Below are 15,983 nucleotides of genomic sequence, written 5' to 3'. Positions count from 1 at the left end.
TTATTCGTTGGTACAGCCCAGCACTTCTTCCAGGCTGGTCAAGCCTGCCTTGACCTTGACCAGGCCGGACTGGCGCAGCGACTTCACGCCTTCCGCCTGCGACTGGGCGGCGATCTGCATGGCGTTGCCGTGCGCCAGGATCAGCGCCTCGATGGCCGGCGTGATCGGCATGATCTGGTAGATGCCGACGCGGCCCTTGTAGCCGCTGCCGTTGCAGCGCTCGCAGCCGACCGGGCCGTAGGGTTTCCACGCGCCGTCCAGTTCTTCGGGCGCGTAGCCGGCCTTGAGCAGCAGCTCCGGCGCGATCTCGACCGGCTGCTTGCAGCTGCACAGGCGGCGCGCCAGCCGCTGCGCGGTAATCAGGATCACCGACGAGGCGATGTTGAACGGCGCCACGCCCATGTTCATCAGCCGCGTCAGGGTCGACGGCGCGTCGTTGGTGTGCAGGGTGGAGAACACCATGTGGCCGGTCTGCGCCGCCTTGATGGCGATGTCGGCCGTTTCCAGGTCGCGGATCTCGCCGACCATGATGATGTCCGGGTCCTGGCGCAGGAACGACTTGAGCGCGACCGGAAAGGTCAGCCCGGCCTTGTCGTTGACGTTGACCTGGTTGACGCCGGGCAGGTTGATCTCGGCCGGGTCTTCGGCGGTGGAGATGTTGATGCCGGGCTTGTTCAGGATGTTGAGGCAGGTGTACAGCGACACCGTCTTGCCGGAGCCGGTCGGCCCGGTCACCAGCACCATGCCGTAGGGCCGCTGGATGGCGTCCAGCAGCAGCGCGCGCTGGTCGGGCTCGTAGCCGAGCGAATCGATGCCCATCTGCGCCTGGGTGGCGTCGAGGATACGCATCACCGTCTTTTCACCGAACAGCGTGGGCAGGGTGGAGATACGCAGGTCGATGGTCTTCGTCGGCGAGACGATCAGGCGCATGCGGCCGTCCTGCGGCACGCGCTTTTCCGAGATGTCGAGCTTGGCCAGCACCTTGATGCGCGAGACCAGCTTTTCCTTGATCGAGATCGGCGGCTGGGCATGCTCGATCAGCACGCCATCGACGCGGAAGCGGATGCGGTAAAACTTCTCGAACGGTTCGAAATGCAGGTCGGAGGCGCCCAGGTTGACCGCGTCCATCAGCATCTTGTTGAGGAAGCGCACCACCGGCGCGTCTTCGACCTCGTTGGCGGCCGCGTCGGCCACATTGGAGGCGGCCTCCTCTTCCTCGGCAAACTGGATTTCCGCTTCCTCGCCGGCCAGCTCGGCAATGCTCTGTTCGCTGTTCTTGCTGATGCGCGCCAGCAGCTGCAGCAGCGCGTCGTGGGCCACGATGACCGGCTCGACCGTGGATTCGGTCTGGAACTTGATCTGGTCGAGCGCCTGCAGATTGGTCGGATCGGAGATCGCCACCGACATCTTGTTGCCGCGCTTGGCCAGGGCGATCACGCGCTGGGCCTGCATCAGCTTGTTGTCGATGATCTTGGCGGGCAGCGCCTCGGGACTGAGGGCGCCGAGGTCGAGCAGGGGATAGGCGAAGGTTTCGGCGCAGAATACGGCCAGCGCTTTCGACTCGATCGCGCCGCTGGACAGCAGGACATCGATGAAAGCCTGCTTCTCGGCCACGGATTTTTTTTGCAAGGCTTCGGCCTGGGTGGCGGAAAGCCGCCCCGCTTGCATCAATGCCCTCGCCAGCCCTGGCATGGGGCCGCCTGGCGCTGCGTTCGGTAGGACTGCTGCCATAGAGACGTCTGTCAGGTGGAAGGGAGCCGATCACAGAATAATGCTCTCGAGCATTATTTTTGTAAAGCACCTGACAAGGATTGTACTCCGCTCTGTTGCGTTAGCCCACGCGATTGCGCTGGATCAGTGCGGCGCCAGTTGTCGCAATTTCACGACTTTGATGGCCTGGTCGTGCACCTGCACCACTTCGATGATGCACTGGTCGACCTTGATGCTGATCGGCGCCTCGGGGATATCCTGCAACAGTTCCAGCAGCATGCCGTTCAGCGTTTTGGGACCGTCGAGCGGGAAATTCAGGCCGAGGCGCTTGTTGACGTCGCGCAGCGGGGTGGAACCGTCGAGCAGGCATTCGCCCTTGGCGTCCCAGCCGGTGAGGCTGTCCGCGCGGGCGGCGCTGGGGGCGGAGGTGGTGAATTCGCCGATCATCTCTTCGATGATGTCGTCCAGCGTGACCAGCCCCTGCACTTCGCCGTATTCATCGACGATGATGCCCAGGCGTTCCTTGTTCTCCTGGAAGTACTGCAACTGGGTGAACAGCCGGGTGTCCTGCGGGATGAAATAGGGCGTGGTCAGCAGCTGGCGCAGGTGACGATGGCTGAGCTCGTCTTCCTGATTGAGCAGGGCCACGGCCTTGCGCACATGCAGAATGCCGACGATGCGATTGATCTCGCCCTCGTAGACCGGCAGCTTGTTGTGGTAGCAGGTGGTCAGCTCGCGCATGATTTCCTCGATCGGCAGATCGAGGTCCAGCGCTTCGATCTGCGAGCGCGGGGTCATGATGTCTTCGACCGAAATGGTTTCCAGGTCGAACAGGTTGAGCAGGATGCTTTTGTGCTTTTGCGGGATGAAGTTGCCGCCTTCCAGCACGATCGAGCGCAGTTCTTCCGGCGACAGCCGCGGGTCGTGCGCGTGCGAGCCGGCCTTGATGCCGAACACCTTCAGCAGCTGCGACACGAACAGGTTGACGAACCAGATCACCGGCTTGGCCAGCGCCATCAGCGGCTTGAGCACCATGCTGGTCGGCTTGGCGATGCGTTCCGGGAAAGTGGCGCCGATCACCTTGGGCGCGATCTCGGCGAACACGATCAGCAGGAAGGCCACTACGCCGGTCGACACGGTGATGACGTTGTCGTCGTGGCCGAAGGTCTGGATGGCGATCGAGGTGACCAGCGCGGTACACATGGCGTTGATCAGCGTGTTGGCGATCAGCACCAGCGACAGCAGCTTGTCGGTGCGGTCGAGCAGCCACAAGGTGGTGATGGCGCGACGGTTGCCGCGTTTGGCTTCGTGACGCAGGCGATAGCGGTTGGCCGCCATCAGCGCGGTTTCAGCCATCGCGAAGAAGGCTGAGCAGAGGATCAGGAGCGCGAGTGCAAGGAATTGCACCCAAAAGGGCACGGTATCCAATGGGTCACCGTAAAGAATCTTGCATGGGGAAGTGGTCGGCCGCGAGGCGACAACAATGGGCAACAGTTTCAGATTCTAAGGCAATGATGGCTGACGTGCAAGTTCGGCCAGAAGTCAGAACAGCTCGTCCAACTGTTCGAAGAACGTGCGTTTGGCGGCAACATCGGGGCGGTCCAGCGCCGCCAGGAATTGCCGGGCGCTGCGCGGGCTGACGTCTTCACGCAGGTTGCGATGGACAAAGGCGATGTCGAGCCAGCGGTCGGCCTTGCCTCCGCGGCCGAGATCGATGAAATACAGTTCGTCGCGCTCGCTGACGAAGATATTGCTGTCGCCCAGGTCTCCATGTGAAAACACCAGGTCTTCCTGTGGGGCGGAGGCGTGCAGATGGGCGAGCAGATCCTGAGGCGTGCTCAGCTTCGGCCAGGCGCTGAAGTCGTAGTCTTCATCAATCAGGCCATGCCCGAGCAAAAATACCAGTTCACGCAAGCGGGCGGCCGCGCCGGAATCGAACGGACAATCGGCGATGGGCACCGCCTGCACCTGCCGCAACGCCTCCTGAAATAATGCCAGCACCGGCCGCTTGTTCTCCACCAGCGAGGAGAGCGGCACGCCAGGCACGGCGCGGGTGATCATGTATTCCTGTTGCTCATCTTGTGCCGTCAGCACTACCTCCGGCACTTTCAGTTTCCCCGACAGCCACTGCATCACAGCAGCCTCGCGCAGAACGCTGTAAGTCGTGTCCGCGTACACCGCTGGCGACGTCTTCAAAAAATAAAGTTCGTTCCCGCGCCGAAAACGCTGGACCCGGCAAGGCGACTCGCCGACATCGTCAAGTTGCAGTTCGGCGTCGCCGATGAATTCTGGAATCGGTCTCATGGAATCGGAATCAGTATCGGATGATCAAGGGGAGGGCAGGGCGAAAGTCTTTGCTCAGGCCACGCATGGCGTGGTCGAAGGTGATGGCGAGGAGGTGGGCTGCTCCTTGCTTGAAACTGATGCGGCTGGCGCGGGCGGCTGCGGAAAGCGGTGCCGTTTGCGGCACAGTGACCTCGACCGCGGTGATGTTTTGCGCGCCGACGGGGTGATGCACGGGTTCGACGCCGCTCGCCGCCGGTGCCTGGGCCGCAGCGAAAAAGAACCACATGGGCTCCGCCAGCGGAGCGTCTTCGGCGAAGTCGATCTGCATGCCCGGCGGCAGATATGCCGGACGGTACGGCCAACAGGGGAAGGCCGCCGATTCTCCTGCGCCGGAGGGGCGAAAGCAGATGCCGAACGGGCTGGTATCGTCTTGCGTCAGGCGCTCATACAGATGGGTTGGCGCGGTGATATCGCTGGTGGCTTCGGCTACATCGGTGAGCCATAGAAGTTCGAGAAAGGCATTGGCGAAGAAGAAACGGCGGTTGGCCGTTCCCTGGCCGGGATGGCGGTTGCCGGAACCTTCGGTCAAACCGAACTCGCGCAGCGCGGCGGCTTCCGGCGCGTCCGGCGTGGCGCGGATGAAGATGTGATCGATCACCATGGGCTAGGGGCCACCGTCTTCAGTGTCGCATCCTTGCTGTAGCCTTTACTGATCGCGTCCAGCCCGCGTACGAAGTCGTCGAGCAGGGCGGGCTCGGAAAGCAGATGCAGAGTGATTTCGTTGGCGACTTCATCTTCGCCGAATGCGAAAAATTCGGTCTGCAGGTTGACGGTCAGGTGCAGCTTGCCGTGCTTTTCGAAGCGCAGATGCGCGAGAAAGGCGCCTGAGCCGAACTCGGGACCGAATACGCCGAATTTCAAATCATAAATTCCGCCATGCATCTGGTCTTTGAATCCCTGCAAGCCGCGGACGGCTTCTTCCAGATGCCTGTGGCCGACATAAATTTTGTTGGAGAAACTGGCTGCGCCATCGCTGGCCAGCACCTGGAATTCCGCCATATCTTCGTCGGACCAGAGCTGCACCAGTTCGATTTTGGATTCCATGGCGTTGCTCCTTATTTGGTGAGGATCAGTGCATGTGCTGCGATGGGGTGGCCGTTTTCCTGCCGCGCTTCCAGCGCTTCGGCGGCGAGGACGGTGAACCCGGTTTCGGCCGCCAGGCGTTGCAGATAGTCTAGCGTATGTGCATAGCGATTGGAGGGACGCAGGACGTAATCGCCATCGACGCCCGCCTCGGCCGAGAAGCAGAGGCGGCCGCCGGGACGCAGCGCGGCGTGCACGGCGCGGAATACGGGCGCCAGATCGCCGATGTAGACGAATACGTCGGCCGCCACCGCCAGATCCCAGGCGCCGTCGCGGCCGGTCAGATAGCTGACCAGGTCGGCGCAAGCCAGGCTGTCGTACACGCCGCGCTCGCCGGCCTTGTCCAGCATCTGCCGCGACAGGTCGACGCCGTCCAGCCTGCTCGAGTACGCACGCAGGTACGGGCCGCACAAGCCGGTGCCGCAGCCCAGATCCACCGTGGCCAGATCCGTGGCCGGCGCCACGCGGCGCAGCATCTGATCCAGAAAAGCCGGGGTGCGATAGCCCAGCACTTCGGTCAAGTGCTGGTCGAAGTGATTGGCGTACTGGTCGAACAGCGAGCGGATATACTCGTCCGGCAGCGCGGCCGGCGTCGGACCAGCGCCGACCGAGGCCAGCGCGAATGCGATGGTTTCCGGATCGTCGCCATGCGCCAGCGCGGCGCGGTAGGCCGCAATGGCTTCCTCGCGGCGGTCCAGCGAACGCAGGGCGTTGCCACGCTGGTAGTGCGCCAGTGCGTAACCGGGCTTGTGCTTCAGCGCCTGATCGAAGCTGTCCACCGCGGCGCCGAATTCGCCCAGCTTGTGCAGCGAGGCACCCTGCGCGCTATACGCTTCCGCCCAGTCGGGGCGCAGATGGATGGCGCGATCAAAGCTTTCCACCGCTTCCGGCAGGTAGCGCAGGCAGTGCAGGGCGTGGCCGCGCGCCAGCCAGGCGTCGGCGTAGCGGTCTTTCAGATGCAGCGCGTCCTCGGCAGCGCCCAGAGCGTCGAGATAGCGGCCCATGTCCTGCAGCGCGATGGCGCGGTTGCAGTGCGCCTCCGCGTACTGGGGCTGGATCTGCAGCGCGCGCTGGTAACTCTGCAGCGCTTCCTCCAGCCGCCCCAGCTTGCGCAAGGCGTTGCCGCGATTGCTCCACGCCAGTGCATAGGAAGGATGCAGCGCCAGCGCGCGCTCATGGCTGGCCAGCGCGTCGTCGGCGCGGCCGGTATCCATCAGCGCCACGCCAAGGTTGCAGTGCGCGCTGGCTTGCGCGCCGTCGATGGCGATCGCGCGCGCAATCAGGTCGATGGCGCCGGCCGCGTCGCCCTGCTGGCGCGCGATCACGCCCAGCAGGTGCAGGGCGTCGAACTGGCGGGGATTGAGGTCGAGAACTTGCCGGTACAGTGCCTGTGCCGGTTCCAGCCGTCCCTGCTGATGCAGCTGAACGGCTTGTTGTAAAAAAGATGCGGCCAGGGAGTCAGTCATAGTGCCGGCATCTTAACAGAGCCCGTCTAGCTGCCGCGGTAAGTCGAATAAGCCCAGGGCGACACCACCAGCGGCACATGGTAGTTCTGGTCGGCGTGGGCGACGCCGAAGGCGATGGTCACTTCGTCAATAAAGCGCGGCTCTGGCAGCGCCACGCCCTGGCCGGCGAAATAGTCGCCCGCGCTGAACACCAGCTCGTATTTGCCCTGTTTCAGTGCGTTGCCTTCCAGCAGCGGCGTGCTGCAACGCCCATCGGCGTTGGTGACATCGTTCTTCAGCAGCTCACGGCCCTGTGGTGAAACCGCGTACAAGGCCAGTTTGACGCCGGCGCCCGGCTTGCCCTGGGTGATGTCGAGAACGTGCGTGCTGAGTTTGCCCATGATTGGTCCTATATTTGCTTGTGACAGGTATCTATTGTCTAAATCATATACCGCTGCGCGGCTGGGCATATATGATTAAGTATATATTCCCCATAGACTTGCCTGCGCCATGACCACTTACGACAACTACCCGCGCGACATGATCGGCTACGGCCCCATGCCGCCCCACGCACAATGGCCCAATCAGGCGCGCGTGGCGCTGCAGTTCGTCCTGAATTACGAGGAGGGCGGGGAAAACAGCGTGCTGCACGGCGACGCCGGTTCCGAGACTTTCCTGTCCGAGATCATCGGCGCCGCCTCGTTCAGCAACCGCCATATGAGCATGGAATCGCTGTACGAATACGGCTCGCGCGCCGGCCTGTGGCGCCTGCTGCGCATGTTCGAAGACCGCAAGCTGCCGCTGACCATCTTCGGCGTGTCGATGGCGCTGAAACGCCATCCGGAAGCGGTGGCCGCGTTCCAGCAACTGGGCCACGAAATCGCCTGCCACGGCCTGCGCTGGATCAGCTATCAGAACATGGACGAAGCCACCGAGCGCGCGCACATGAAGGAAGCGGTGGACATCATCCGCGAACTGACCGGCAGCGCGCCGCAAGGCTGGTACACCGGCCGCGATTCGCCGCAGACGCGCCGGCTGGTGATGGAGCACGGCGGCTTCCGCTACGACGCCGATCACTATGGCGACGATCTGCCGTTCTGGCAGAAGGTCGATTACACCAATGCGCAGGGTGTGGCGGTCAGCGCGCCGCAGCTGATCGTGCCGTACACGCTGGACACCAACGACATGCGCTTCGCCGCCGCGCAGGGCTTCAATTCCGGCACGCAGTTCTTCGATTATCTGAAGGATGCTTTCGATGTGCTGTACGCGGAAGGCGACCCGGATGGTCTGAACCGGCCGAAGATGCTGTCCATCGGCCTGCACTGCCGCATCGTCGGGCGGCCGGCGCGCGCGGCGGCACTGGCGCGCTTCCTCGATTATGTGCAGCGCCATGACAAGGTCTGGATCACGCGTCGTATCGATATCGCCGAACACTGGCACAAGACGCACCCACCGCAGTTTGAGGTATAAGAGATGTCCGAACCGATTCGTTTTTACTACCGTGGCGCCGTCCAGGAAATCCATGACGCCGCGCCGACCCGCACCGTGCTGCAGCATCTGCGCGAGGATCTGCACTGCACTGGCACCAAGGAAGGTTGTGCGGAAGGCGACTGCGGCGCCTGCACCGTGGTGGTCGGCAGCCTGAACGCCGCCGGCCAGCTGGAGATGAAGGCGGTGAACGCCTGTATCCAGTTCGCGCCCACGCTAGACGGCAAGGCCCTGTTCACGGTGGAAGACCTGCAGCAGCCGGACGGCGCGCTGCATCCGGTGCAGCAGGCGATGGTGGAATGCCATGGCTCGCAGTGCGGTTTCTGCACGCCGGGTTTCGTGATGTCGCTGTGGGGCATGTACCTGGACAAGGATGGCCAGCCGGCGCAGCGCAAGGAAATCGACGACTGCCTGTCCGGTAACCTGTGCCGCTGCACCGGCTATCGTCCCATCATCGACGCGGCGCAGCGCATGACCGAATTGCCGAAGGCGGACTTCGATCGCGCGACCGTGACGCTGCAACTGCAAGTCTTGCGGCGCGAGGCCGGCGCGACCTACACGGCGCGCGGCCAGTCGTTCCATGCGCCGCGCACGCTGGAGGAGCTGGTGGCGCTGCGCGATGCGCATCCCAAGGCGACGCTGCTGGCCGGGTCCACCGACATCGGCTTGTGGGTCACCAAGCAGATGCGCGAACTGGGCGATATCATTTATCTGGGCCACGTCAGCGCACTGCAAACGGTGCGGGAGCGCGACGGCATGCTGGAAATCGGCGCGGGCGTGTCGCTCAACGATGCGTATGCGGCGCTGTGCAAACTGTATCCGCTGGAGCTCAGCGAGTTGTGGCAGCGGTTTGCCTCGCTGCCGATACGGAACGCGGGTACGCTGGGCGGCAATGTCGCCAACGGCTCGCCGATCGGCGATTCGATGCCATGGCTGATCGCGCTGGGCAGCGAGGTGGTGCTGCAGGGCGCCGCCGGTCGTCGCGTCCTGCCGCTGGAAGCGTTCTATCTCGATTATCAGAAAAAGGATCTGCAGCCAGGCGAGTTTGTGGCGGCGGTGCGCGTGCCGCTGCCGCGCGCGAATGTCCGATTCCGCACGTATAAACTGGCAAAGCGCTTCGACCAGGACATCTCGGCGGTGTGCGCGGCGTTTGCGTTCACGCTCGATGGCGATCATGTGGTCGATGCGCGCATCGCGTATGGCGGCATGGCGGCGACGCCACGCCGGGCGCCGCGCGCCGAAGCGGCGCTCACCGGCATGGGCTGGAACGAAGCCAATCTGCGCACGGCGATGGATCTGCTGCAACAGGACTTTGCGCCGCTGTCGGACATGCGTGCGTCCAGCGCCTACCGCATGCAGACCGCGCAGAATCTGCTGCGCCGTTTCTGGCTGGAGACGCGCGCCGATGCGCCTCTGCCGCCGCAGGCGGTCAACGCCTTCGCCGTCAGCGCCTGAAAGGAGCCATCATGAATCAACCCGTTGCTCCAACTGTGATTACCGAAGCGGCCTGGAAGGCGGTCGGCGTCGGCCGCAAGCATGAATCGGCCGAGCTGCACGTGCTGGGTCAGGCCACCTACACGGACGACATCCCCGAGCTGCACGGCACGCTGCATGGGGCGCTGGGCTTGTCGTCCAAGGCGCATGCGCGCATCACGGCCATGGATCTGGCGCCGGTGCGCAGCGCGCCTGGCGTGGTGGCGGTGTACACCGCGGCCGATATCGTCGGCACCAACGACTGTGGTCCGATCATCCACGACGATCCTATCTGGGCGGTGGAAGAGGTGATGTATGTCGGCCAGCCGATGTTCATGGTGGTGGCCGACACGCACGACAACGCGCGCCGCGCCGCGCGCCGCGCGCTGGTAACGTATGAGGAATTGCCGGCGATCTTCACGCCGCAGGAAGCCAAGGCCGCAGGCGCGTACGTGCTGCCGCCCATGCAGCTGAAGCGAGGCGACTATCAGGCCGCGTTCGAGAAGGCGCCGCATGTGGTGAAGGGGCAGCTGTTCGTCGGCGGCCAGGAACAGTTTTATCTCGAGGGCCAGATCGCCTACGCGATTCCCAAGGAAGACGATGCGCTGCTGGTGCAGTGCTCGACCCAGCATCCGAGCGAGATGCAGCACGTGGTGGCGCATGCCATCGGCGTCCATTCGCACAAGGTGCAGGTTGAGTGCCGGCGCATGGGCGGCGGTTTCGGCGGCAAGGAATCGCAGTCGGCCTTGTGGGCGGCGTCGGCCGGCATCGCGGCGTCCAAATTGCGCCGCCCGGTCAAGCTGCGTGCCGACCGGGATGACGATATGCTGGTCACCGGCAAGCGCCATTGCTTCTATTATGAATACGAAGTCGGCTACGACGGCGACGGCAAGATCCTGGCAGCGCGGGTGGACATGACCTTGCGCGCCGGTTTTTCGGCCGATCTGTCCGGGCCGGTGGCGACGCGCGCGGTGTGCCACTTCGATAACGCCTACTATCTGTCGGATGTGGATATCCGCGCCGGCTGCGGCAAGACCAATACGCAGTCGAATACGGCGTTCCGTGGTTTCGGCGGTCCGCAAGGCGCGATTGCGATCGAATACATCATCGATGAGATTGCGCGCAATCTGGGGCGCGACGCGCTGGATATCCGCCGTCTGAATTTCTACGGAAAGACCGAGCGCAATGTGACGCCGTATGGCCAGGAGATCGTCGATAACGTGATCGAGGCGCTGACGGCGGAGCTGGAGCAGAGCAGCGATTACCGCGCACGCCGCCAGGCAGTGGAGGCGTTCAACGCCGCCAGCCCGGTGCTGAAGAAGGGACTGGCGCTGACGCCGCTGAAGTTCGGCATCGCCTTCAATGTGACCCATCTGAATCAGGCGGGCGCGCTGGTGCATGTGTATGTCGACGGCTCCGTGCTGGTCAATCACGGCGGCACGGAGATGGGGCAGGGCATCAACACCAAGGTACTGCAGGTGGTGGCGCATGAGCTGGGACTGGACATGTCCCAGCTGCGCATCATGGCCACCGACACCAGCAAGGTGGCGAATACCTCGGCGACGGCGGCCTCCACCGGCGCGGACCTGAACGGCAAGGCGGCGCAGGATGCGGCGCGGCAGATACGCGAGCGTCTGGCGGCGTATGCGGTCAAACTGTATGGCGATGAGGATGGCCAGCCGGTGCGCTTCTTCGATAATCACGTTCATGTGAATGGTCACAAGGTGGCGTTTCCGGAGCTGGTGCAGAAGGCGTATCTGGCGCGCGTGCAGTTGTGGTCGGACGGTTTTTACGCCACGCCGGGCCTGCACTGGGACCCGAAGACCATGAGCGGCCATCCGTTCTCCTACTATGCCTACGGCGCGGCCGTGTCCGAGGTGGTGGTCGATACGCTGACTGGCGAATGGAAGCTGCTGCGCGCCGACGCCCTGTACGATGCGGGACGCTCTCTGAATCCGGCCATCGATATCGGCCAGGTGGAGGGAGCGTTTATCCAGGGCATGGGCTGGCTGACCACCGAGCAGTTGTGGTGGAATCCCGCCGGCAAGCTGATGACGCACGCGCCGTCGACTTACAAGATCCCCGGTATCTCGGACTGCCCCGAGGACTTCCGCGTCAAGCTGTTCGATAACAGCAATGTGGAGGACAGCATCCACCGCTCCAAGGCGGTGGGCGAACCGCCTTTGCTGCTGCCGTTTTCGGTGTTCTTTGCGATACGCGACGCGATTTCGTCGGTGGGCGGGCACAAGGTGAATCCGCCGTTGCATGCACCGGCCACCAGCGAAGAGATACTGCGGGCCATCTCCGCGGTGGAAATGGCGGCATGATGGACGAGTGGCTGACAGCGCGGATTGCGGAACCGGCGGTGCTGGTGACCGTGGCGATCGTGGAAGGCTCCGGCCCGCGCGAGCCCGGCGCCCGTATGCTGGTGACGGCGCGCGGCCAGTACGACACCATCGGCGGCGGCCATCTCGAAATGTGCGCAGTCGAGCAGGCGCGCATGATGCTGGCGAGTGCAGATGCCGCCGCCGATGCCGAGGCCAGCGCCAGCCTCGTTCAGCGCCATGGCTGGTCGGCCGCTGCACGGATCGAGCGCTATCCGCTCGGCCCGCGCCTCGGCCAGTGCTGCGGCGGTGTGGTGCACCTGGCGTTCGAGTTCGTCGATCCTGCGCTCGGTGCGGTGCTGGCAAGCTTGCGAGCGCGCCGCCGCGAAGACAACTGGCGCCTCAGCGCCATCGATGGCCCGTCAATGTCGCTATTGCTCGATGCCGATGGCGCCATCGTCGCCGGCCTCCCGGCGGCCGGGCGACCCAAGGCAGCGGACGGCTTCCCGCAGTCGGTGCATGGCGATCAGGCACGACCCGACCTGGCGCTTGTCGGCGCCGACATGCCACAGATCGACCGCCAGCGCGGCACCCATGTCTTGCGCGACGCCGCCGGCAGGCGCTGGCTTGTGGACCCCTGCCTCGCGCCGCGCGCGCATCTGGTACTATTCGGCGCCGGCCATGTCGGCGCGGCGATCGTGCGCATGCTGGGCGAACTGCCCTGCACCGTCACCTGGGTCGATGAGCGGGAGGACATGTTCCCCGCCGCCATCCCGCCCAACGTGACGGTGGAAGCGACCGATCTGCCGGAAGCCCTGGTGGCCGCCGCGCCGCCGAACGCCAGCTACCTGGTGATGACCCACAGCCACGCGCTCGATCAGCGGCTGAGCGAGGCGATATTGCGGCGCGATGATGTCGGCTGGTTCGGCCTGATCGGCTCCCAAACCAAGCGCGTGCAGTTCGAGCGGCGCATGGCCGCGCGCGACATCCCGCCGCAGCGCATCGACGCCATGGTGTGCCCCATCGGCCTGCCCGGCATCACCAGCAAACTGCCGGCCGCCATCGCCGCCTCGGTGTGCGCGCAGCTGCTGATGGTGTGGGAACAGCAGCAGATCGCCGCGCTGAACGCAGGCACGCCGGTACGTCTGGCCGCCGCAAGCTAATATTCGCATTCAAGTTCAAGAAAGACCTTATGACCTCCAACCTGCAAGCCTATCGTGGCAGCTTGCTGCACTTTCTCGCCGATCCGGCCTTCAGCGCACAGTCGCACGACTGGTTCGAAGACGGCTTGCTGATCGTCGCCGACGGCAAAGTCCAGGCGGCCGGCGACTATGCCGCGCTGCACGCCACACTGCCGCCCGGCGCCGTGGTGCACGACTACAGCGGCAAGCTGCTGATGCCGGGCTTTATCGACACCCATCTGCACTATCCCCAGACCGACATGATCGCCTCGCCGTCGGCGGGCCTGCTGCCATGGCTGGAGACTTACACCTTCCCGTCCGAGCGCCAGTTCGAGGACAGCCACCATGCCGCCAACGTCGCCGATTTCTTCCTCGACGAGCTGCTACGCTGCGGCACCACCACCGCCATGGTCTACTGCACCGTGCATCCGCAATCGGTGGACGCCTTCTTCGCCGCCGCCGAACAGCGCAACCTGCGCATGGTGGCCGGCAAGGTGATGATGGACCGGAACTGCCCCGACTTCCTGCGCGATACCGCCGAAACCAGCGCGCGCGACACCGAGGCGCTGATCCAGCGTTGGCACAAGCGCGGCCGCGCGCTGTACGCGATCACGCCGCGCTTCGCGCCGACCTCCACCGAAGCGCAATTGCAGCTGGCGGGTGAGCTGGCGCTCGCCTATCCGGACACCTTCATCCAGACCCATGTTTCCGAGAACGAGGCCGAATGCGCCTGGGTGCGCGAGCTGTTCCCCAACTCGCGCAGCTATATCGACGTCTACGACAGCTACGGCATGATGCGCCCGCGCGCCATGTATGGCCACTGCATCTGGCTCGATGAGCGCGACCGCCAGCGCATGGCGGAGACGCGGTCGGCCGCCGCCATCTGCCCGACCTCCAACCTGTTCCTGGGCAGCGGCCTGTTCGACTTCGAGCGCGCCGACGCGGCGGGCGTGCCGCTGTCGCTGGCCACCGATGTCGGCGGCGGCACCTCGTTCTCCATGTTGCAAACGATGAATGAAGCCTATAAAGTAGCGCGCTTGAAGGGCAGTTACCTGCCGGCCCTGCGCATGTTCTACCTGGCCACGCTGGGCGCCGCGCGCGCCATGCAGCTGGAAGGCACGGTAGGCAGCTTTGTCCAGGGGGCGGAAGCGGACTTCATCGTCATCGATCCGCAGGCCACGCCGCTGCTGCAGCGCCGGACGGCGCGTGTCAACAGCCTGGAAGAACTGCTGTTCGCGCTGGCCTTGCTGGGCGACGACCGCGCGATTGCCGCGACCTACGCCGCCGGCCAGCAGGTGCATGTCCGCGAAACCACTTAATTCGGATTGGAAGACTAATGAAGAATCACATCGCCAGCATCGCCACACTGAGGGCGGCCGCGCTGGCCGCCGCCGTGTTCTGCGCCATGCCGCAAGGCGCGCAGGCCGCCAGCGGCAACGAGGAAGCCACCAGGCGCTATTTCGCCTCGCTGGTCAACGCGAAGGAGCCGAAACTGGCCGAGCTGACGATGTTCTTCACCATGATGCCCAAGGGCGGCGACCTGCATCACCACTACTCGGGCGCGATCTATGCCGAGCAGTATCTGGAATGGGTGGACAAGCAGGGCTATTGCGTCAACAAGAGCACCTACCAGATCAACGTCGACAAGCAGGTGACCAAGGCCGATCAGGCGCGTCCCGCCGCCGACCGTGTCTGCCTGTCCGGCCAGGATGTCATGAACGACAACACCGTGCTGGCCAACCTGCTGCAGCGCTGGTCGGACAAGGACTTCTACAACCACGGTGCGATCCAGTCGCCGCCGGACCGCCAGTTCTTCGACACCTTCGCCTACTTTGGCCCGGTCGCCTCGACCAACGCCGCCGACGGCCTGCAACGCCTGAAGCAGCGCGCCATCCAGGAAAACCTGAGCTACATCGAAACCATCTACGAAATCGCACCGATCGCGCAGGACGTGGACTTCGACAGGAAGGCGCTGGCCGGCGGCGTCGGCGAGGCGGATTTCGCCGCCCTCAGCGCCAGGCTGGAGCAGGATCAGGCTTTCCAGGGCTGGATCGCCTCGTACAAGGCCAATGTCGATAGCGCAGGCGCGGGCATCGACGACGATAACTTCACGCTGCGCTATCAGCCGTTCGCGCTGCGCTTCCTGTCGCCGTCGCAGGTGTATTCGCAGATCCTGTCCAGCTTCGTGCTGGCGTCCAGCCATCCGAAGATCGTCGGCATCAACATCGTCGGCCAGGAAAGCGTCAACGTGTCGATGCGCGACTATGCGCTGCACATGCAGATGTATAAATTCCTGAAGGCGAAATATCCGACCGTGAAACTGGCGCTGCACGCCGGCGAACTGTCGCTGGGCATGGTGCCGCCGGAGGGGCTGACCTTCCACATCAGGCAGGCCATCGACGTCGCCGGTGCCAACCGCATCGGCCACGGCATGGACATCGCGCATGAATCGAACCCGCTGGCGATCATGAAAAAAATGCGCGATGACAAGATCGCGGTCGAGGTCAATTTGTCCAGTAACGACTTTATTTTGGGCGTAAAAGGGCAGGCCCACCCGGTCACCTTGTACCGCAAGTTCGGTGTGCCGTTCGTGCTGTCGACCGACGACGCCGGCGTGTCGCGTAACAACCTGTCGGGCGAGTACGTGCAGTACGCGGCCCAATATCAGCCCGATTACGCCGAAGTCAAAAAACTGTCATACGATAGCATCCGTTATTCCTTCCTGGCCGATGCGGATAAACAACGTCTTTTGAAGGCTTTGGACGGCAAGTTTGCCAAATTCGAAGCCGAGATCAGCACCGCCCAGCCGCGCGCCGGACGCTGATGCGGTCGGCCGGTTGTCGTATGGATCCCACAACCGGCCATCTTGTTACAAAAATCTGCCCCGCACAACGCTGTTCTTCGCGTTGTCACAAATGCCAGTAGTTATCAGG

General features: G+C 64.0%; 13 protein-coding genes. 6 read left to right on the top strand and 7 right to left on the bottom strand.

Annotated elements, in window-relative coordinates; all coding sequences use genetic code 11:
• From pilB to uraH, 7 genes are all read right to left on the bottom strand, one after another.
• On the bottom strand, positions 1 to 1,731 hold the full coding sequence (pilB, locus tag E4L98_RS02365) for a type IV-A pilus assembly ATPase PilB (RefSeq protein ID WP_135199963.1): 1,731 nt from the start codon (positions 1,729 to 1,731) through the stop codon (positions 1 to 3).
• A gap of 123 nt (positions 1,732 to 1,854) precedes the next feature.
• Complete coding sequence (locus tag E4L98_RS02360; RefSeq protein ID WP_135199962.1) at positions 1,855 to 3,138, bottom strand: HlyC/CorC family transporter; 1,284 nt, start codon at positions 3,136 to 3,138, stop codon at positions 1,855 to 1,857.
• Between the two features lie 114 nt (positions 3,139 to 3,252).
• Positions 3,253 to 4,014, bottom strand: coding sequence for an APH(3') family aminoglycoside O-phosphotransferase (locus E4L98_RS02355; RefSeq protein WP_135199961.1), 762 nt, complete (start codon positions 4,012 to 4,014; stop codon positions 3,253 to 3,255).
• A gap of 10 nt (positions 4,015 to 4,024) precedes the next feature.
• Positions 4,025 to 4,657, bottom strand: a complete 633-nt coding sequence (locus E4L98_RS02350; protein WP_135199960.1) for a VOC family protein — start codon at positions 4,655 to 4,657, stop codon at positions 4,025 to 4,027.
• The gene (locus E4L98_RS02345; RefSeq protein ID WP_135199959.1) at positions 4,651 to 5,100 is read right to left on the bottom strand and encodes a hypothetical protein; all 450 of its coding nucleotides are present in this window, start codon (positions 5,098 to 5,100) and stop codon (positions 4,651 to 4,653) included. Before E4L98_RS02345 ends, E4L98_RS02350 begins: the two co-directional genes overlap by 7 nt.
• Positions 5,101 to 5,111: 11 nt before the next feature.
• Complete coding sequence (locus E4L98_RS02340; RefSeq protein ID WP_135199958.1) at positions 5,112 to 6,605, bottom strand: tetratricopeptide repeat protein; 1,494 nt, start codon at positions 6,603 to 6,605, stop codon at positions 5,112 to 5,114.
• Between the two features lie 26 nt (positions 6,606 to 6,631).
• A complete protein-coding gene (uraH, locus tag E4L98_RS02335; RefSeq protein WP_135199957.1) occupies positions 6,632 to 6,985 on the bottom strand; it encodes a hydroxyisourate hydrolase in 354 nt (117 codons plus the stop codon).
• Positions 6,986 to 7,094: 109 nt separating this feature from the next.
• Here uraH and puuE point away from each other — a divergent pair, with 109 nt between their 5' ends.
• From puuE to E4L98_RS02305, 6 genes are read left to right on the top strand one after another with little or no spacing between them, the layout of a single operon-like run.
• Positions 7,095 to 8,054 carry an allantoinase PuuE gene (gene puuE, locus E4L98_RS02330; RefSeq protein WP_135199956.1) on the top strand — a complete coding sequence of 320 codons (960 nt, stop codon included), beginning with the start codon at positions 7,095 to 7,097 and terminating at the stop codon, positions 8,052 to 8,054.
• Between the two features lie 3 nt (positions 8,055 to 8,057).
• Positions 8,058 to 9,527 carry a xanthine dehydrogenase small subunit gene (gene xdhA, locus E4L98_RS02325; RefSeq protein WP_135199955.1) on the top strand — a complete coding sequence of 490 codons (1,470 nt, stop codon included), beginning with the start codon at positions 8,058 to 8,060 and terminating at the stop codon, positions 9,525 to 9,527.
• 11 nt (positions 9,528 to 9,538) lie between these two features.
• A complete protein-coding gene (gene xdhB / locus E4L98_RS02320; protein ID WP_135199954.1) occupies positions 9,539 to 11,872 on the top strand; it encodes a xanthine dehydrogenase molybdopterin binding subunit in 2,334 nt (777 codons plus the stop codon).
• Complete coding sequence (xdhC, locus tag E4L98_RS02315; RefSeq protein WP_135199989.1) at positions 11,872 to 13,032, top strand: xanthine dehydrogenase accessory protein XdhC; 1,161 nt, start codon at positions 11,872 to 11,874, stop codon at positions 13,030 to 13,032. Before xdhB ends, xdhC begins: the two co-directional genes overlap by 1 nt.
• Positions 13,033 to 13,061: 29 nt before the next feature.
• Positions 13,062 to 14,369: a guanine deaminase gene (guaD, locus tag E4L98_RS02310; protein ID WP_135199953.1), complete on the top strand. Its 1,308-nt coding sequence runs from the start codon at positions 13,062 to 13,064 to the stop codon at positions 14,367 to 14,369.
• A 17-nt stretch (positions 14,370 to 14,386) separates the two neighbouring features.
• A complete protein-coding gene (locus E4L98_RS02305; RefSeq protein WP_135199952.1) occupies positions 14,387 to 15,874 on the top strand; it encodes an amidohydrolase family protein in 1,488 nt (495 codons plus the stop codon).
• The last annotated feature ends 109 nt before the right edge of the window (positions 15,875 to 15,983 follow it).

The organism is Duganella callida (assembly GCF_004614165.1).
GTDB classification, from domain to species: domain Bacteria; phylum Pseudomonadota; class Gammaproteobacteria; order Burkholderiales; family Burkholderiaceae_D; genus Rugamonas; species Rugamonas callida.
Note: the sequence above shows the minus strand (reverse complement) of the source record. Positions and strands in the feature narration are given on the sequence as shown.